The organism is Pseudomonas sp. SJZ074 (assembly GCF_007828215.1).
In the GTDB taxonomy this organism is placed as follows: domain Bacteria; phylum Pseudomonadota; class Gammaproteobacteria; order Pseudomonadales; family Pseudomonadaceae; genus Aquipseudomonas.
This window is the reverse complement of record NZ_VIUE01000015.1, coordinates 17825-35122: the sequence shown is the minus strand read 5'-3', so window position 1 is coordinate 35122 and position 17298 is coordinate 17825. Positions and strand designations below refer to the sequence as shown.

Annotated in this window: 11 protein-coding genes; 6 read left to right on the top strand and 5 right to left on the bottom strand. The window is 60.7% G+C overall.

The features are described 5' to 3' along the window. Window positions 1-7: 7 nt before the first annotated feature. Complete coding sequence (locus FBX99_RS16505) at window positions 8-1768, top strand: PTS fructose-like transporter subunit IIB (RefSeq protein ID WP_145132120.1); 1761 nt, start codon at window positions 8-10, stop codon at window positions 1766-1768. A 199-nt stretch (window positions 1769-1967) separates the two neighbouring features. Next, window positions 1968-3509 carry an alkaline phosphatase gene (locus tag FBX99_RS16500; RefSeq protein WP_145132118.1) on the top strand — a complete coding sequence of 514 codons (1542 nt, stop codon included), beginning with the start codon at window positions 1968-1970 and terminating at the stop codon, window positions 3507-3509. 131 nt (window positions 3510-3640) lie between these two features. Here FBX99_RS16500 and FBX99_RS16495 read toward each other — a convergent pair whose 3' ends face one another. Both FBX99_RS16495 and FBX99_RS16490 read right to left on the bottom strand, forming a co-directional pair. Next, complete coding sequence (locus tag FBX99_RS16495) at window positions 3641-6166, bottom strand: sulfite reductase flavoprotein subunit alpha (RefSeq protein ID WP_145132116.1); 2526 nt, start codon at window positions 6164-6166, stop codon at window positions 3641-3643. A gap of 267 nt (window positions 6167-6433) precedes the next feature. Beyond that, the gene (locus FBX99_RS16490) at window positions 6434-8752 is read right to left on the bottom strand and encodes a TonB-dependent siderophore receptor (RefSeq protein WP_145132114.1); all 2319 of its coding nucleotides are present in this window, start codon (window positions 8750-8752) and stop codon (window positions 6434-6436) included. A 209-nt stretch (window positions 8753-8961) separates the two neighbouring features. On the opposite strand from FBX99_RS16490, the gene FBX99_RS16485 reads away from it, so the two are divergent. The 4 genes from FBX99_RS16485 to FBX99_RS16470 all read left to right on the top strand — a co-directional run bounded on the left by FBX99_RS16485 (window position 8962) and on the right by FBX99_RS16470 (window position 13849). Further along, on the top strand, window positions 8962-9642 hold the full coding sequence (locus FBX99_RS16485; protein ID WP_145132112.1) for a Fe2+-dependent dioxygenase: 681 nt from the start codon (window positions 8962-8964) through the stop codon (window positions 9640-9642). A 3-nt stretch (window positions 9643-9645) separates the two neighbouring features. Next, window positions 9646-10398 (top strand): tetratricopeptide repeat protein, encoded by a 753-nt coding sequence (locus FBX99_RS16480; protein ID WP_144922655.1) that lies wholly within the window; start codon window positions 9646-9648, stop codon window positions 10396-10398. Window positions 10399-10668: 270 nt separating this feature from the next. Next, window positions 10669-12876 carry an alpha-xenorhabdolysin family binary toxin subunit A gene (locus FBX99_RS16475; protein WP_256664075.1) on the top strand — a complete coding sequence of 736 codons (2208 nt, stop codon included), beginning with the start codon at window positions 10669-10671 and terminating at the stop codon, window positions 12874-12876. Window positions 12877-12970: 94 nt separating this feature from the next. Further along, window positions 12971-13849, top strand: coding sequence for a hypothetical protein (locus FBX99_RS16470; protein WP_145132110.1), 879 nt, complete (start codon window positions 12971-12973; stop codon window positions 13847-13849). 46 nt (window positions 13850-13895) lie between these two features. Here FBX99_RS16470 and FBX99_RS16465 read toward each other — a convergent pair whose 3' ends face one another. The 3 genes from FBX99_RS16465 to FBX99_RS16455 form a co-directional block, all read right to left on the bottom strand. Continuing rightward, window positions 13896-15059 carry a type III PLP-dependent enzyme gene (locus tag FBX99_RS16465; RefSeq protein WP_144922662.1) on the bottom strand — a complete coding sequence of 388 codons (1164 nt, stop codon included), beginning with the start codon at window positions 15057-15059 and terminating at the stop codon, window positions 13896-13898. 421 nt (window positions 15060-15480) lie between these two features. Further along, window positions 15481-16638, bottom strand: coding sequence for a betaine/proline/choline family ABC transporter ATP-binding protein (locus FBX99_RS16460; RefSeq protein WP_145132108.1), 1158 nt, complete (start codon window positions 16636-16638; stop codon window positions 15481-15483). Beyond that, window positions 16635-17288 (bottom strand): ABC transporter permease, encoded by a 654-nt coding sequence (locus tag FBX99_RS16455; RefSeq protein WP_144922667.1) that lies wholly within the window; start codon window positions 17286-17288, stop codon window positions 16635-16637. The genes FBX99_RS16460 and FBX99_RS16455 overlap by 4 nt, the downstream gene beginning before the upstream one ends. Window positions 17289-17298 lie beyond the last annotated feature (10 nt).

Here is a 17298-nt window from a genome sequence, read left to right as displayed (position 1 = left end):
CGCGAGAATGAAATTAGCCATTGTGACGGCCTGCCCGAACGGCATGGTCACCAGTGTGTTGTGCGCCCGCCTGCTGGACGCGGCGGCCCAGCGCCAGGGATGGAGCACCAGCGTCGAAGTCCATGACGCGGCCCATCCGGAGCGCCAGTTGTCGGCGGCTACCCTTGAAGCCGCCGAGTGGGTGTTGCTGGTCGCCAGCGGCCCGGTGGACCTGTCGCGGTTCGTGGGTAAGCGGGTATTCCGCAGCACACCGGCCCTGGCCCTGCAGGATGTCGACTCGGTGCTGCGCCGTGGTGCCGAAGAGGCGGCGGTGCTGCTCGAGTCGGATGTCCGGCAGGAAGCCGCCGTTGCTGTGCAATCGTCCGCGGCTGAGAGTGAACGTGCACCGCGCCTGGTTGCCATCACCGCGTGCCCGACGGGCGTGGCCCATACCTTCATGGCCGCCGAGGCATTGCAACAAGCCGCGACGCGATTGGGCTACGACCTGCAGATCGAAACCCAGGGCTCGGTGGGCGCGCGAAATCCGTTGAGCCCCCAGGCCATCGCCGATGCGGACGTGGTGCTGCTGGCGACCGACATCGAAGTCGCCACCGAGCGTTTTGCCGGCAAGAAGATCTACCGCTGCGGCACGGGCATCGCCTTGAAGCAAGCGGAGGCGACGCTGAAAAAAGCCTTGGCCGAAGGGCAGCAGGAAACGGCGTCCAGCAGCAGTGCCGGGCCGGCCAAGGCGGAGAAGACCGGGGTCTATAAGCATCTGCTGACCGGTGTGTCGTTCATGCTGCCGATGGTGGTGGCCGGTGGGTTGCTGATCGCGTTGTCGTTCGTGTTCGGCATCACCGCGTTCAAGGAGCCGGGCACGCTGGCGGCCGCGCTGATGCAGATCGGCGGCGACAGCGCGTTCAAATTGATGGTGCCGTTGCTGGCTGGTTACATCGCCTATTCCATCGCCGACCGTCCGGGCCTCGCGCCGGGGATGATCGGCGGGATGCTGGCGAGTACCCTGGGCGCCGGGTTCATCGGCGGGATCATCGCCGGCTTCCTGGCCGGTTACGCGGCCAAGGCGATCAACCGTTACGCACGTCTGCCCCAAAGCCTGGAAGCACTCAAGCCGATCCTGATCATCCCGCTGCTGGCGAGCCTGTTTACCGGGCTGGTGATGATCTACGTGGTGGGCAAGCCGGTGGCGGGCATGCTCGAAGGCCTGACCCATTTCCTCGACAGCATGGGCACCACCAATGCGATTCTGTTGGGCGTGCTGCTGGGAGCGATGATGTGCGTCGACCTCGGTGGCCCCATCAACAAGGCTGCCTACGCGTTTTCGGTGGGGCTGCTGGCGTCGCAGAGTTATGCGCCGATGGCCGCGACCATGGCCGCCGGCATGGTGCCGCCGATCGGCCTGGGCATCGCCACCTTCATTGCCCGGCGCAAGTTTGCCCAGACCGAGCGCGAGGCCGGTAAGGCGGCGTTGGTGCTGGGGCTGTGCTTCATTTCCGAAGGCGCGATTCCGTTCGCGGCGAAGGATCCGTTGCGGGTGATCCCGGCCAGCATCGCCGGTGGTGCGCTGACCGGTGCGCTGTCGATGTACTTTGGCTGCAAGCTCATGGCCCCCCATGGCGGGCTGTTCGTGATGCTGATCCCCAACGCTATCAACCATGCGTTGCTGTACTTGCTGGCGATTGTGGCAGGCAGCCTGCTGACGGCGGTGGCGTATGCGCTGCTCAAGCGGCCGGAGGAAGTCGAGATGGCGCTGGAGCCTGCCAAGGCCTGATTACTTTCTGGGGCCATGATAGACCCTGTGGGAGCGGGCTTGCTCGCGAATGCGCTGGGCCAGTCGACGAAAAGGTTGCCTGACATTCCGCCTTCGCGAGCAAGCCCGCTCCCACATTTCGTTTTGCGCTGTTCATAAAGCTTCTGTCACACCCGATTAACACGAGCATGCTCTAGTTTCCCCATTTGGGAGGAACACTATGAGTGAGTTCGACCTGGGCCGTCGCCGTGTGATGCAGGCCGTGGGGGCGGGGTTGTTGTTGCCGGGATTGGCGCCGACGGTGATTGCCTCGGTCAAGGACCGGCCGGTACTGACTGATGGCGTACAGTCCGGTGACTTGCAGGGTGACCGGGTGATGATCTGGAGTCGCAGCGACCGTCCGGCGCGCATGGTGGTGGACTGGGACACCCGTAGCGGTTTCCTCAACCCCCGGCGCGTTGTCTCGCCACTGGCCGACAGCCGCAGCGACTTCACCGCCCGGGTCGAACTCACCGGCCTGCCGCCCGACCAGGCGATTTTCTACCGCGTCCATTTCGAAGACGCCCAGAGCGGCGTCGCCAGCGAGCCTTGGTTGGGTCATCTGCGCAGCGCGCCGCAGTTCAAGCGCGATATCCGTTTTGTCTGGAGCGGCGACACCGTCGGCCAGGGCTTCGGGATCAACCCGGACCTCGGCGGCATGCGCATCTACGAAGCCATGCGCCTGCGCCTGCCGGACTTCTTCATCCACAGCGGCGACACGATTTACGCTGACGGTCCGGTGCCGGCGCAGATCACCACGGAAGGCGGGCGCATCTGGCGCAACCTCACCACCGAAGCCAAGAGCAAGGTGGCCGAGACGCTGGACGAGTATCGCGGCAACTACCGCTACAACCTGATGGACGAAAACGTGCGGCGTTTCAACGCCGAGGTGCCGCAGATCTGGCAGTGGGACGACCATGAAGTGGTCAACAACTGGTCGCCGGGCAAGCAGCTGGACGAGCGCTACCAGACCCGGGAGATCGGCATCCTGGTGGGCCGCGCACGCCAGGCCTGGCTGGAATACGCGCCGATGCGCTTGCAGAAGGCCGATGGCGGTGGGCGGATCTATCGCAAGCTCGCCTACGGACCGATGCTGGATGTGTTCGTGCTCGACATGCGCAGCTACCGCGAAGCCAATGATGCCAACCTCGGCGCGGCCAAACCGTTCCTCGGTCGCGAGCAGTTGGATTGGCTCAAGCGCGAGTTGAAGCAATCCCGCGCTCAATGGAAAGTCATTGCCGCCGACATGCCCATCGGCCTGGGTGTGCCCGACGGCGAAGTCAGCCCCGGTGTGCCACGCTGGGAAGCCGTCGCCAATGGTGACCCGGGCCAGGCCCAGGGCCGCGAAGTGGAAATTGCCGAATTGCTTGGCTACCTGCGCAAGCAGCAGGTGCGCAACTACGTCTGGCTCACCGCCGATGTCCATTATTGCGCCGCCCACCACTATCACCCGGAACAGGCCGCGTTCCAGGATTTCGAACCGTTCTGGGAGTTTGTCGCCGGGCCGCTGAACGCCGGCAGCTTCGGACCCAACGTCCTGGACAAGACCTTCGGTCCCGAAGTGGTGTTCCAGAAAGCACCCCCGGCCCAGAACACCTCGCCGTTTGCCGGTTATCAGTTCTTTGGCGAGGTGAACATCGACGGGCAGAGCGGGGAGATGAGCGTGGTATTGCGAGATCTGGAAGGGGTGGCGGTGTTCGAGAAAAAACTGCAGCCGGTGTGATCTGCAGATCACAGGGGGACCTTGTGGGAGCGGGCTTGCTCGCGAAGGCGTCGTGTCAGTCATGCATCTATCAACTGATACACCGCTTTCGCGAGCAAGCCCGCTCCCACAAAGGGAAACAGGGTTGTTGGTCAGTAAACATCCCGCCGATACCGCCCCTGCTCGATCAGCCGCTCCACTTCCTCAGCCCCCAGCACATCGTTGAGCACCTGATCCACCCCTGACGCCATGCCCTGCAAGCTGCCGCAGACATAGATCACCGCCCCATCGGCCAGCCATTGCTTGAGCAGCGCAGCGGACTCGCGCAGGCGGTCCTGGACGTAGATTTTCTGTTGCTGATCCCGGGAGAACGCCAGGTCCAGGCGTTCCAGGTCGCCGCAGGTCACCCACTCCTGAAGCTCATCGCGGCAATGGAAATCATGCTCGCGCTGGCGCTCGCCAAACAGCAGCCAGTTGCGTTGCGGGCCTTCGGCGACGCGGGCCTTGAGCAGGCTGCGCAGGCCAGCCAGCCCGGTGCCGTTGCCCAGCAGGATCATCGGCACGCCCTGGGGCGGCAGGTGGAAGCCGCTGTTGCGTCGAACCCGCAGGCTGATGGCGCTGCCCAGCGGGGCATATTCGGTGAGCCAGCCGGAGCCGATGCCCAGGCTGCCGTCGGCATGGCGTTCCTGACGCACGATCAGTTCCAGCACGCCATCGGCCGGGATCGAGGCGATGGAATATTCACGCAGCGCCAGCGGGGCCAGCGCGTCCAGCAGTGCCTGGGCGTGCAGGCCCACCAGATGGGCGCGGTTTTCCGGCAACTGACGGGTCGCCAGGGCCTGCTCCAGGTGTTGCGACAAGCCGTCGACCTGGACGCGCGCATTGCCGGCGATACCCAGGCCCTCGAGGAAATGCTCGATGGCCAGCAGGTCGTTGCGCGGCAGTATCTCCACCAGGTCACCGGCCAGCCAGCTGCTTGGCCCAGGGGCGCTGAGGCCCAGCAGATACACGCCCGAGCCACTGCTGTCGGGGTTGAGCAAGGTGCGCTGGCTGAGCGTCCAATGCTCGAAATCGGGGGCTTTCCAGGTGTCCGCCGGCGCCTGTCCGGTCAGTTCGGCCAGTTGCTGTTGCCAATGACGCAAAGCATAAGGGTCGCCGCTGTCGACTTCCACCGGGGCGAACAGAGTCTTGCCGCCGTGCTCCGCCAGCCAGGTGTGCAGGCGTCGAGCGAAACCGCAGAAGTTGTCGTACTGCCGGTCACCCAGGCCCAGCACTGCATACTGCAGGCGTTCCAGGCCCAGGGGGCGGCCCAGCACTTTGCGCTCGAAACCCCGGGCGCTGTCCGGTCCTTCGCCGTCGCCAAAGGTACTGACCACAAACAAGGCGTGGGTGGAATTGCTCAAGTCCTGCTCGCTGACGCCGGCCAGTGGCTGGACGTTCACCGGCAGCCCGGCGGCCTGGAGCTGGCCGGCGGTCTGCCACGCCAACTGTTCGGCAAAGCCGCTCTGGCTGGCAAAGCCGATCAGCCACGCGGGCGCGTCGCCGTGGCTGGCCGCCAGCCCTTGGCGCGCCTGGCGGGCTTGACGTTTCCTGCGGCGGCGGTCCAGGTACAGTAACCAACCGGTGATGAAGAACAGCGGCATGGTCAGCGCCGCCACCGTCACCAGGATCCGCCCGATCAGGCCGAAATAACTGCCGACATGCAGGGCATAGACGCTGGTCAACAGTTGCGCCTTGAGGCTCTTGTCGCTGTAGCGGCTGTGGCGGCTGACGACGCCGGTGGCCGGGTCGAGGATGATCTGGTTCAGTGCCCGATCATGGGGCGAATTCTTCAACAGGTAGAACACCGTCGCCGGCTGCCCGGCCACCGGCGGCAGGCGCACATTGTAGGACGCCAGGTCCGGGCCGGCGGCGCTGTAGATGCTGCTCCACATGGCCCGGTAATCGGCCACCGGCGGCGGGCCTTCAGGCGCGGGGCCGCGGTTGCGCACTCGTTCTTCCTTCGGCGAGTCGGAGAGCAGGCGGGTCACGCCTTTGTTATACCAGTCGTAGGACCAGGTCAGCCCGGTCAGGGCCGCCAACAGGTAGAACACCAGGCACCAGGTACCGGCTACCGAATGCAAGTCCCAGTTGAAACTGCGGCCTTTCTTCTTCCAGTCGAGGGTCAGCCAGGCACGCCAGCTTCGCCACTGGCGCGGCCAACGCAGGTACAGTCCGGACAGGCAGAAAAACACCAGGATCAACGTGCAGGCTCCAGTGATCTGCCGGCCTACGTCGTCCAGGGCCAGGATGCGATGCAGCTTGAGCAGCAGGCCGAAAAAGTCCTGGCCCGCCACATCGCCCATGAATTGAGCGTTGTACGGGTTGAAGTAGCGCATGGGCCCGCGCTTTTCCCCCGGCGGCGCGGCGAAGATCGCCCGTGCGGCATTGCCGCTGTCGGTCTCGACCCAGAGCATGGCCACGGATTTACCGGCGGCGGCTTCGATCTGTTCCACCAATTCGGCGGGCGGCAGGACACCGGCCGGTTGTTTCTCCACCGTCAGCACCTGCGGGTTCAGCGCCCGCAGGATCTCGTCCTGGAACGACACCGCCGCACCGGTAATGCCCATAAACGCCAGGACCAGCCCGGCACTGATGCCGAAAAACCAGTGCAACTGGAACAGGGTTTTCTTCAACACGTCGCCCGCCTTTCATTCAGTACTGTTCATCACGGCGTGCATTATGCCGTGTGTTATCGAGAAGCATTCATAAACACACATAAAAGCCCCGCTCATGAAGATGGGCGGGGCTTCTATGGGTGGTCAGCGATGGCGAGTCAAACCCTGTGGGAGCGAGCCTGCTCGCGATGGCGGCATGTCAGACGATAGTGTGGTCGACTGATCCACCGCTATCGCGAGCAGGCTCGCTCCCACAGGTGACCGCATCACGGCCCCAGCCATTTGCGATCAGAAATGGAAATTGGTGCTCAGCAACGCCGTTCGCCCCGCCGCCTGGTTGGCAAAGTGGTTTCCGAGCGCCTTGTCGTAGTAGGTTTCGTCGGTCAGGTTCTGTACGTTGAGTTGCAGGTCCAGGTGCTTGCTGACCTTGTAGGCGGCCATGGCGTCATAGCGCACGTAGGAGTCGACCATCGTGGTGTTCGCCACGTTGCCGAACACGTCGTCGACGTAGAAGGCGCCGCCGCCGATGCTCAGCTTCGAAGTGAGTGCGTAGGTGGTCCAGACACTGGCGCTGTTCTTCGGCGTATTCGGCAACTGGTTGCCGTTGGTGACGCTCAACGGGCCGCCATCGACCTGTTCGCTGTCCAAGTAGCTGTAGCCGGCGAACACTTGCCATTTGTCGGTGATCTTGCCGCTGGCCGAGAGTTCGAGGCCGTCGACACGGGTCTTGCCGGCGTTCTCATAAGTCGTGGTATCGACCTGGACCCGGGCGTTCTCTTTCTCGGTGCGGAAGACTGCGGCGGTCAGCGAGAGGCGACTGCCCAGCAGGTCCCATTTGGTGCCGATCTCGTAGTTCTTGGTGGTTTCCGGCTCCATGTCACTTGCCAGCAGGTTGCCGTTGCGGTCCGGCGTACCGCCCAGCGGATTGCCTTCGATGCCTTCGCCGACCATGTTGCCCGGCGGTGTGGCCGAAGTGGCATAGGACGCATAGACGCTGCCGTTGTCGGCCGGTTTCCAGACCAGGCCCAACTGGCCGGTGACGAATTCACTGACATCGTCGCCCTTGGACGTGGTGGTACCGGCGGCGTTGTAGGTCTTGTACTTTGTGTCGAAATGATCGTAGCGCAGGCCCATGTTCACCAGCCATTGCGGTGTCAGCTCCAGAGTGTCGAACGCATAGAGCGCGCGGGTGACGCTGGTGGTGTCGGTGCCGGCATAGTTGCGGGCGATGGTGCCGTTCCACGGATCGTCCGGGTTCGGGTTGGACAACGAGGTGCAGTTGAAGCCACTCGACGAACCGATCATTGACGGGGTGCAGTTGGTGTTCGCGGCGGCGGTGCTCGCTACGGTGTCGGTGTTGACGGCGTAGGAAGATTTTTCACCTTTCTCGCGGCTCAGCTCGATGCCGGTGGAGAAGCTGTTCTTGAACCCGGCGACGTAGAAGTCACCAAACAGGTCGGTCTGGTTGGTGGTGGTGTCGACGTTGCTGACCCGGCTGTTGGCTCGACGCCAGACCGTCCCGTTATTGACGTTGCCTTTGCTGTCGTCGGGTTGGGTCAGGATGTAGTCCTGCATGCTGGAGCCATGGCGCAAGGTGTTCTTGACCGTCAGTGCATCGCTCAGGTCGTGTTCGATGGCGAAGGTCGCCGTGTCGACGCGGGTCTTGCGGAAGTCGCGGTCGGTGAGGCCATAGAAGTTGCTGCTGTCGCCGCCGTCGTTGGGCTTGTCCGGGTTGGACTTGGTGCGGTCGGCCGTTCTTCCTGAAGCTGGCATGCTGTAAGGGATGCCCGCGTCCGGCAGATCATTGCTTTCGAGATGGTAGTAGTCGAGGTTGACCCGGGTGTCCGTGCCGAGGCCGAACGCCAGCGATGGGGCGATGCCCCAGCGGTCGTTATTGACCTTGTCGCGGCCGGCGACGTTGTTCTCGTGGCTCATCAGGTTGAGGCGGCCGGCGGCGCTGTCGCTGAACTGATAGTTGCCATCCAGGGTGTAGCGCTGGGTCTGGTCCGAGCCCCAGGTGAAGCCACCATCGAAGCTGTCGCCCAGGTGGGCCTTCTTGCTCACCAGGTTGATGGTGCCACCTGCCGCGCCACGACCACCGATGGCCGAGTTCGGGCCTTTGCTGACTTCAATGGATTCAATGGCGAAGATCTCGCGGCTTTGCGAGCCAGTGTCGCGCATGCCATCCAGGTAGGTGTCGCCTTGAGCATCGAAACCGCGGATGAATGGACGGTCACCCTGGGGATTGCCGCCTTCACCGGCGCCGAAAGTAATGCCCGGCACGGTACGCAGGGCATCCTGCATATTGAGCGCGCCGGTGTCCTTGAGCACTTGCTGGGGGATGACGGTCACCGAGCGCGGGGTGTCGACCAGCGGTGCGGTGTATTTCGGGGAAGAGGCTTTTTCGACTTGATAGGAGGTCGCGTCCTGGGCTTCGCCGGTGATGCTGGTGGCATCCAGGGCAATGGCCTCGCGCGGGGATTTCTCATCGGTATTCTCCGCCGCCTGGGCCAACTGGGCTGCGGACGTCGCACTCAGCGCGACGCCAATGGCGGACGCCAGCAGACGGGGCGATTGGACCGGTAATTGTGGTGATTGACGCGACATGAAGGTTGCCTTCCCCAAGGTTTCGAGGCCGCGGAATATAGGGTAAACGTGTATTTGTATCAATTGCGAAATATTGCTATTTGATAGGAATTTACGTTCTTTACAATTGGCTCTCACTCCTTGGGCTCCCGTCACACACAATGGGGTTGTGCATAGACAATAAGAATCACTACCATTGGCGTCCCGTTTTTATCCACAGGCTTGATCCCATGCTGCTGCACATTCCCGGTGTGTTTTCTCCTGAAGAAGTGCAGCGCATCCGCGAGGCGCTGGAACAGGCCGAATGGGCAGACGGAAAGATCACCGCCGGTTATCAGTCGGCCAAGGCCAAGCACAACCTGCAATTGCCCGAGGGCCATCCCCTGGCCAAGGAAATCGGCGCCGCGATGCTCGAACGGTTGTGGGGCAACCCGTTGTTCATGTCCGCCGCGATACCGCACAAAGTCTTCCCGTCGCTATTGAACTGCTACACCGCTGGCGGCAACTTCGACTTCCACATCGATAATGCCGTGCGCCAACCCAAGGGCAGCGCCGAACGGGTGCGCACCGATCTGTCGGCCACCTTGTTCTTCAGCGATCCACAGAACTACGACGGCGGCGAGCTGGAGATCCAGGACACCTACGGCTCCCAACGGGTCAAGCTGCCGGCCGGAGACATGGTCTTGTATCCGGGCACCAGCCTGCACAAGGTCAACCCGGTGACCCGTGGTGCCCGCTATGCGTCGTTCTTCTGGGTCCAGAGCCTGGTGCGCGAGGACAGCCAGCGCGCGCTGCTGTTCGAGATGGATGGGGCGATCCAGGCGTTGACCCGCGACGTGCCGGATCACCCTTCGTTGATTCGCCTGACCGGCACCTACCACAACCTGTTGCGCCGCTGGGTCGAGGTGTAGAGGGTGGATGTTCGTCTGCGCCGCAAGGAAGTGCTCGACGGCGAGCGTCTCAAGGCCATGCTGGATGAAAGCCCGGCGCGGGCGGCTCAGGCGATCCTGCTCGCGGCGGGCGAAGGCGTGCTCGATGCCCAGGCGTTGCTGGGGCAGATCCTGCTCGATGGCCAGGGCATCGCCCGGGATCCGGTACTGGCGGTACGTTGGTTCGACATTGCCGCGCGGCGCGGGCATCCGATGGCGCGCAACATGCTGGGGCGTTGCCATGAACACGGTTGGGGTTGTGTCGCTGATGCCAGCGTCGCCGCCCGGCATTATCGCCAGGCCGCCGAAGCGGGACTGGACTGGGCGATGTACAACTACGCTAACCTGCTGGCGACTGGCCGGGGCGTGCCTCGGGATCAGGCGCAGGCATTGAGTCTCTATCGCCGTGCCGCCGAACTGGGCCACGCCAAGTCGATGAACCTTCTGGGGCGCTACCTGGAGGACGGGTGTTTCTGTCCGGCCGATCCGCTGGCGGCTGCCCGATGGTATCGACGTTCGGCCGAAGGCGGCGATTTTCGGGGGCAGTTCAGTCATGCGGCAGTGCTGGCGGGGGAGGGGCTCATTGACGAGGCCCTGGGCTGGTTGCGCAAGGCGCTGGCCACCGGGAACGTGAATTTCCTGCGAGTGAGCGGTGAATCATTGTTGCAGGCCCCTCACCCAGAGATTCGCGCCATGGCGCATGTTTACCGACTACGTTTCTTGCAACTGAACCAATAGTTTCATCAATTCCCGCGGGTTACTTTGGGTTCAGGAAAAGCACGGTTAACGCTTGGTAATGACTGAATGTTCATCATTGGCTCAGCGCTTGTCTGGGCTGACGGGTGATTGTCTTGTTTTCTAATATTTGAAGAGTAGTGGGCGTGCGCGCAACTGCTTTAGAGTCATTTGGCGCGACCGGTAATTATGTTTGTGATTTTTTACTCTGATTACCATCAGCGAAACTTCAATATTATTTTAGAAGACAGGAAGTCTATGATGGAATTTAACTTGGACGATAAGATCGTTGAGGCCGCCATGCAGGCGCCCAAGGTTTTTGTAGAGGCGTCTCTGGGCAGCGGGCGCGAATATAACCGGGAGCCCGGCATACAACTTACCAAAGAGCAGATCATCAGTTTGCGCAGGTATGAAGTGCTCGGCTTGTCGCTACCTTACCGTTATAACGATGTCGTGGCTTATTTGAATTATGGCGCAGGCGATGGTGGCGGTCTTGGGCTGACAGCCAGGGATTTTTTGCGTACGTTCACAATGACCTATGACCATGCCAAGCGTTGGGCGCCGTTGCGTCGGGAGATCATGCTGACGGGCACTCATCTGAAATTATTTGCCGAAAAGATTATCGAAAATGGCGAAGGGATTGTTGAGGTTTATGAGGACAGTGAAATATCGAAACATCTCCGGGAACATGGAATCAGCACCGTAGAGGGTTACCTGCAGCTCAAGCTCAAACACCCCGGTCTCCCCGACGTGACGCTGCCTTCGGGGGATATTCCAGAGATCAAGTACTACCTCAATGCCATGCTTGCCGATGTGAAGGATTGCCAGGCGAAGGCAGAAAGTGTCAGGTCGGAGCTGGACCGCTTCGGCACGGACCTGCGGGAAAAAGTGCTGCCGGAGGTCAAGCTGCGATTGAAAGCGGTGAGCGAGAACTCCTATCGGCAGGAAGTTCAAGTGCTTCAGGATGATATCGACCAGCGCGCTGCAGAACTCGATGAGCTCAACAAGAAATACGACCAGATGGTGAAGGAAGCGATTATTGCAGCGGCCTCCCTTAATGTTGGTGGACTGATTCTTGGCATTTATCAAGGGGTCCAGGCCGAGAAAATACGCAATCAGCGCAAACAACTGAAGGAAGTGCAGGATATTGCCATCCAGAAAATGGCCAGCAAAAGCCAGACACTCAGTTCTTTGAATCGCGTGCGAGGTGACCTGCAGAACCTGAGTGCCGTTACGATTGAAGCTGAAGTGGCCACCCAGAACCTCATGCTGGTATGGGAAGCGCTCGGCTTATATATCACTTCCTCGGTAAAGGAGGTGGATAAGATCAATGACGCCGTGAGCTTGAGGGGATTTATCCGCAACGTGAAAAAAGTGTTCACGCCCTGGCGGGATATCCGTACCAGTTCCGATGCATTGCTTGCCGTATTTGCAGAAGCTCAACGGGAGTACGAAATGAGTAATTTGATGTCAAGGAGGATGGGGCGAATGATGTTGAGGAGCACCGATTATCCGGCTCTTGAGGTAATGGCGCTACGCAGTCATAACTCGAATGTTCAGAACTCCAGCGTTCGGGCACAGATGCTGTTCCAAAGGCATGCTTATCTGCCGGGTGTAGTAGAGAGAATGACAAGCCTGGCACTTATGATCGACAGTACGACCTTTGGTTTGCGCAGCCGTGCGCAGACAACGATGTATGTATTGGACCGGGCACTGGGCAACCTCAAGCAGATTCAGGAGGATTTTGAAAACGCCCATGACAAGAATGAACTACATGAAATTTCCAAGGAAATGGAAGATGAGCTTCATGAGGTGTTCGTTGCCATTGCCCAGCAGACCCGCGAATTGAAAACACTCCAGGTCGACCTTGGCGCCCGCTATGACAAGAGCGCCTCGGCGCAATGGATCGCCACACTGGAGCAAGACCGGGCATTTGCAGAAGATCAAAAAAACAAGGCTGAGGCCAAGCGAGCCGAGTTGGACTCGCAGATGAAATCGGTTGCCGATGCGATTGCGTTGATTGAAAGAAGCGGCGTGGAAAAAATCGGTCAGCAGGCTCAGTTGACTGTGGATAACCTGATGGCGATGGGCATGGCGCCTCCCCAGGTGCAGGTTGCAATGCTGGCCATGGAGACGCTGAAGAAAACGCTCTCCGGCATCGCCGAAACCATTTCCTATCTCAACATGCTTGCCGGGTACAGCCGGCTTCAGGAAAGGGCCAGGCAACTGCGCCTGGAGACAGAGGCGTATACCAGGGACATCACCTTGATCCAGGGCAAAGTCGAGCTGGTTCAGACACTAGACGCATTGGACAGTGGACGTGGGAGTTTTCTTAAGGAGTTCCTGAATATCGTTGCGGTGTTTGAACAGTTCACGGGCGTTTTCCAGCAGGATAAATCACAACCTGTCGAGGCGCGCGTGCGCGCCGTATGTGGCCTTATCCCAGGCATGATCAACCATTTGCGCCCCCTCCGCGAATAACCCACGCATCGGAGCGGAGTCTTCCTGACCGCAATGGACATTCCCATTAATGAAGCGATGGCGGACCCGTGTCTGCCATCGCCAAGGGCAGCCTATGGATCAACTTGGCCATGAATGGACGAGGGCACAGCGAAAGACTCTGGATCGCTACGCTCGCTTCCTGGGTTCCCTGCGCTCGATCTTGAATAACATTTCGGTCGTTCTTGAACGGCGTCGAAGTGCGGGTCATCAGCCATCCGTGCCGGCGATGGATTCAAGGTGGAACAACGCATTCTTCAACGGACAGTATCTATCGGCGCTCTGGGGCTACGTCAATGCTCTCGACATTTCCTTGAAAAAGGATGTGGAAGTACTGGCGGTGTTCAGCCGGGATGCTCTCGATGTCACCGCGCGGTTCTCCAGAAGGGAAGCGATTGAACAGGTGGATTTCAGACTGTTCAATTTGTCCCGTTCAGCGCGATGGTTGCTGGCGCCTCCGACAAAGGTAGAGGACCTGACCCATGAGCTTCACCTGCGCTTTATCAACCACAGAAGCGCGATCAGACAGTGGGTGTTTCGTTTCGATGAGCTGTATCGAGAGTCACTCGGGTTGAGCCCGGTGTTCATCAGCGCCATGGATCATCGCGCTTGTCGTTGCCACACCCAACCGAGCGTGGCGCAGATGTTATTTCAAGAAGCGGTTACCACACCCGCCTGGGACCTGGTTTATTCCTCTCGGGACGCTTCGATCAGGGCGGTGGAATACAAGGCCGACATTGCCTTGTTGTTCAAGGAATTCAATAGCCTGATTGGGCAGATGGGCGTGTTGGCGCAGGATTTATATCGGCGTATGGAGGACGTGGTCCTGACCCTCAGGCGCGCGAGCTACGCAGTGCGGCTGGGAGAACTGAATTCAAGATTGAGCGCTGTCATGAATGCTCTGGGTCAATGCATGGCGCTGCTGGAGAATTTCGAGACCTGGCTGCGCAAATAAAAAAGGTCCATGCACGCTGCATGGACCCTCTTATCGACAGATCGCGTTATACGTAGAACGACTTCAGCGGCGGGAAACCATTGAATTCCACGGCGCTGTAGCTGGTGGTATAGGCGCCGGTCGACAGCCAGTACAGGCGGTCGCCGATGGCCAGGTTCAATGGCAGGCCGTACTTGTAGTTCTCGTACATGATGTCGGCGCTGTCGCAGGTTGGACCGGCAATGACCACTTCTTCCATCTCGCCTTTCTTCTCGGTCCAGATCGGGAACTTGATGGCTTCGTCCATGGTTTCGATCAGGCCGGAGAATTTGCCCACGTCGGTGTAGACCCATCGCTCGACGGCGGTACGGGATTTACGGGCGACCAGCACCACTTCGCTGACCAGGATACCGGCGTTGGCAATCAGCGAACGGCCCGGCTCGAGGATGATTTCCGGCAGGTCGTCGCCGAAGTCTTCCTTGAGGAAGCGGATGATTTCCTCGGCGTAGGTTTCCAGGCTGTTGGTGCGGGTGATGTAGTTGGCCGGGAAGCCGCCGCCCATGTTGATCAGTTTCAGCTCGATGCCGTCTTCTTCCTTGAGGCGCTCGAAGATCACCTTGACCTTGGCGATGGCGGCGTCCCAGACGCTGATGTCGCGCTGTTGCGAGCCGACGTGGAACGAGATGCCGTACGGCACCAGGCCCAGGTCGCGAGCCAGGATCAGCAGATCCATGGCCATGTCGGTCTGGCAGCCGAATTTGCGCGACAGTGGCCAGTCAGCGGTGGTCGAGCCTTCGGTCAGGATGCGTACGTAGACTTTCGAACCCGGCGCTGCCTTGGCGATGTTGCGCAGGTCGGCTTCGGAGTCGGTGGCGTACAGGCGCACGCCCTTGTCGTAGAAGTAGCGGATGTCCCGGGACTTCTTGATGGTGTTGCCGTAGCTGATCTGGTCGGGGGTTACGCCCCGGCTCAGGACCTTGTCCAGCTCATAGATCGAGGCAATGTCGAAGTTCGAGCCTTTTTCCTTGAGCAGGTCGATGATTTCCACCGCCGGGTTGGCCTTGACGGCGTAGTAGACCTTGGCGAATTCGAAACCGGCGCGCAGGTCGTCGTAGGCCTGGGAGATCATCGCGGTGTCGATCACCACGAACGGGGTTTCCTGCTTGTCGGCGAACGCCTTCATTTTCTGAAAGGTTTCGCGCGCGAAATAATCTTCGACCTGGATCGACATACGTTGGGACTCCTACTGGCAAACATCAGGATCAATGGGTTTGAGGGCAAGCTGCCCCCGTGAACGTCCTCCGTATCCCCACTTTGGTTCGCCTACTTCCCAAGGCATGTCGCCGAAAGCAAAAAGGCCATGGGCTGCGTGCTGCCCTTGGCCTTGCTGTCTCGTCGTCAGTACTTGAGCCGGATGGATCGTTTCCAGCATGGACGTTCGGCGCGAACTTTAGGGCGTGAGGGGCCTGAGATCAACTAAAAATGTCGCGTTTTTGCACACATCCGTCGTGCGGTCCGCGACAGCTCTTGATGTAACCGACCTGTGTGACGGATTGATGTTCCCCTGGATGAGTGTTTGGAACCGCTGATGTGGCTTCTGCCCTCGCCACAAGAGCAAAAAGCCAATCTCCCGGGTAGGGAGTGATCAGAAATCAAGCCTGCGCGATCTCGGCCGGCGACACGATGCTGGTCTTGCCCCCACGGGACTTGCCGGAGCTCAAGTACTCAGCAATCGACTCCTGGGTCACCTCGCCGAGGAACACCCGCTCGGCGTCCATCACCGGCAGCCACGAGCGGTTGAACTCGTACATGCGCGACAGCAGGATCCGCAAGTGCTCGTCGTAGGCCGCCGTCGCGTTGAACTCCCGCAGGTATTGCGCGCAGGTGCCGGTCTGGCGGTGCAGATCGCGACGGCGCACGTAGCCCAGGGCCTTGTTCTCGGCACAGGTGACCACCACGTAGCGACGGTCATGCTCGTCCATCAATTCCAGCGCCTCGGCCACCGGGGTTTCCGGGCTGACCGAGGGGGCGTTGTCGGCCGCGTCCTCGGCCTTGACCAGCAACAGCCGTTTGAGGGTGCTGTCCTGGCCGACGAAATTGCTGACGAACTCGTCGGCCGGATGCGCCAGCAAGGTGTCCGGGTGGTCGCACTGGATCAGCTTGCCGGCGCGGAAGATCGCGATCTTGTCCCCCAGCTTGATGGCTTCGTCGATGTCGTGGCTGACCATGATTACGGTCTTGTTCAGTGCCCGTTGCATCTCGAAGAACTCGTTCTGGATCATCTCGCGGTTGATCGGGTCCACCGCGCCGAAGGGTTCATCCATCAGCAGCAACGGCGCATCGGCCGCCAGGGCGCGGATCACGCCGATCCGTTGCTGCTGGCCGCCCGACAGTTCACGGGGGTAGCGATGCAGGTACTGCTTGGGTTCGAGCTTGATCATGTTCATCAGCTCGCGGGCGCGGTCGTGGCATTTCTGCTTGTCCCAGCCGAGCAGCTTCGGCACTACCACGATGTTCTCCTCAATGGTCATGTTCGGGAACAGGCCGATCTGCTGGATCACGTAGCCGATGTTGCGACGCAGGGTCACCTCGTCGAGGCCGGTGGTGTCTTCACCGTTGATCAGCACCTTGCCCGAAGTGGGCGGGATCAGCCGGTTGATCATCTTCAACGTGGTGCTCTTGCCGCAGCCCGACGGCCCGAGGAACACGCAGATCTCGCCTTCGTTGACGATCAGGTTCACCGAGTCCACGGCCTTGACGTCCTTGCCGTTGCTCTTGAAGGTTTTGCTGAGGTTTTGAAGTTCGATCATTTTAATAGCCCTTTTGGAGTCAGCGAGCGTTGCAGCCATTGCAGAAGCAGGTCGGCGAAGATGGCCAGGAGGCTGACCAGCACGGCGCCGACGATCAGCATCGACATGTCGCTGCGGCTGATGGAAGCGAGAATGAGCACGCCCAGGCCACCGGCGCCGATGGTGGCGGCGATGGTCATGACGCCGATGTTCATGACCACGGCGGTGCGCACGCCGGCGAGGATCACGGGTACAGCGATGGGCAGTTCGACCATGCGCAGGCGCTGGCCGAAGGTCATGCCGATGCCGCGGGCGGCTTCCCGGATGCCCGGTTCCACGCCGGTAAGGGCCAGGTAGGTGTTGCGCATGATCGGCAACAGCGAATAGAGAAACACCGCGGTAATCGCCGGCATCGGCCCCAGGCCCTGGCCGAACTTGGAATAGAACGGCAATAACAGGCCGAACAGGGCAATCGATGGGATCGTCAGCAGCACTGTCGCGCTGGCCTGCAAGGGGCCGGCGAGCGCCGGGAAGCGGGTCATGAAGATCCCCAGCGGCACGCCGATGACAATCGCCAGGGTCACGGCGATGCCCACCAGGGTGATGTGCTGCCAGGTCAGGTGCATCACCTGCTGCCAGTCGAGATGGGAAAAGGCGTTCAACAGTTCCATGGCTTTTTCC

Coding starts and splice junctions, on each gene's coding strand:
- FBX99_RS16505 (WP_145132120.1), top strand. CDS start 8: ATGAAATTAGCCATTGTGACGGCCTGCCCGAACGGCATGGTCACCAGT.
- FBX99_RS16500 (WP_145132118.1), top strand. CDS start 1,968: ATGAGTGAGTTCGACCTGGGCCGTCGCCGTGTGATGCAGGCCGTGGGG.
- FBX99_RS16490 (WP_145132114.1), bottom strand. CDS start 8,752: ATGTCGCGTCAATCACCACAATTACCGGTCCAATCGCCCCGTCTGCTG.
- FBX99_RS16485 (WP_145132112.1), top strand. CDS start 8,962: ATGCTGCTGCACATTCCCGGTGTGTTTTCTCCTGAAGAAGTGCAGCGC.
- FBX99_RS16470 (WP_145132110.1), top strand. CDS start 12,971: ATGGATCAACTTGGCCATGAATGGACGAGGGCACAGCGAAAGACTCTG.
- FBX99_RS16465 (WP_144922662.1), bottom strand. CDS start 15,059: ATGTCGATCCAGGTCGAAGATTATTTCGCGCGCGAAACCTTTCAGAAA.
- FBX99_RS16460 (WP_145132108.1), bottom strand. CDS start 16,638: ATGATCGAACTTCAAAACCTCAGCAAAACCTTCAAGAGCAACGGCAAG.
- FBX99_RS16455 (WP_144922667.1), bottom strand. CDS start 17,288: ATGGAACTGTTGAACGCCTTTTCCCATCTCGACTGGCAGCAGGTGATG.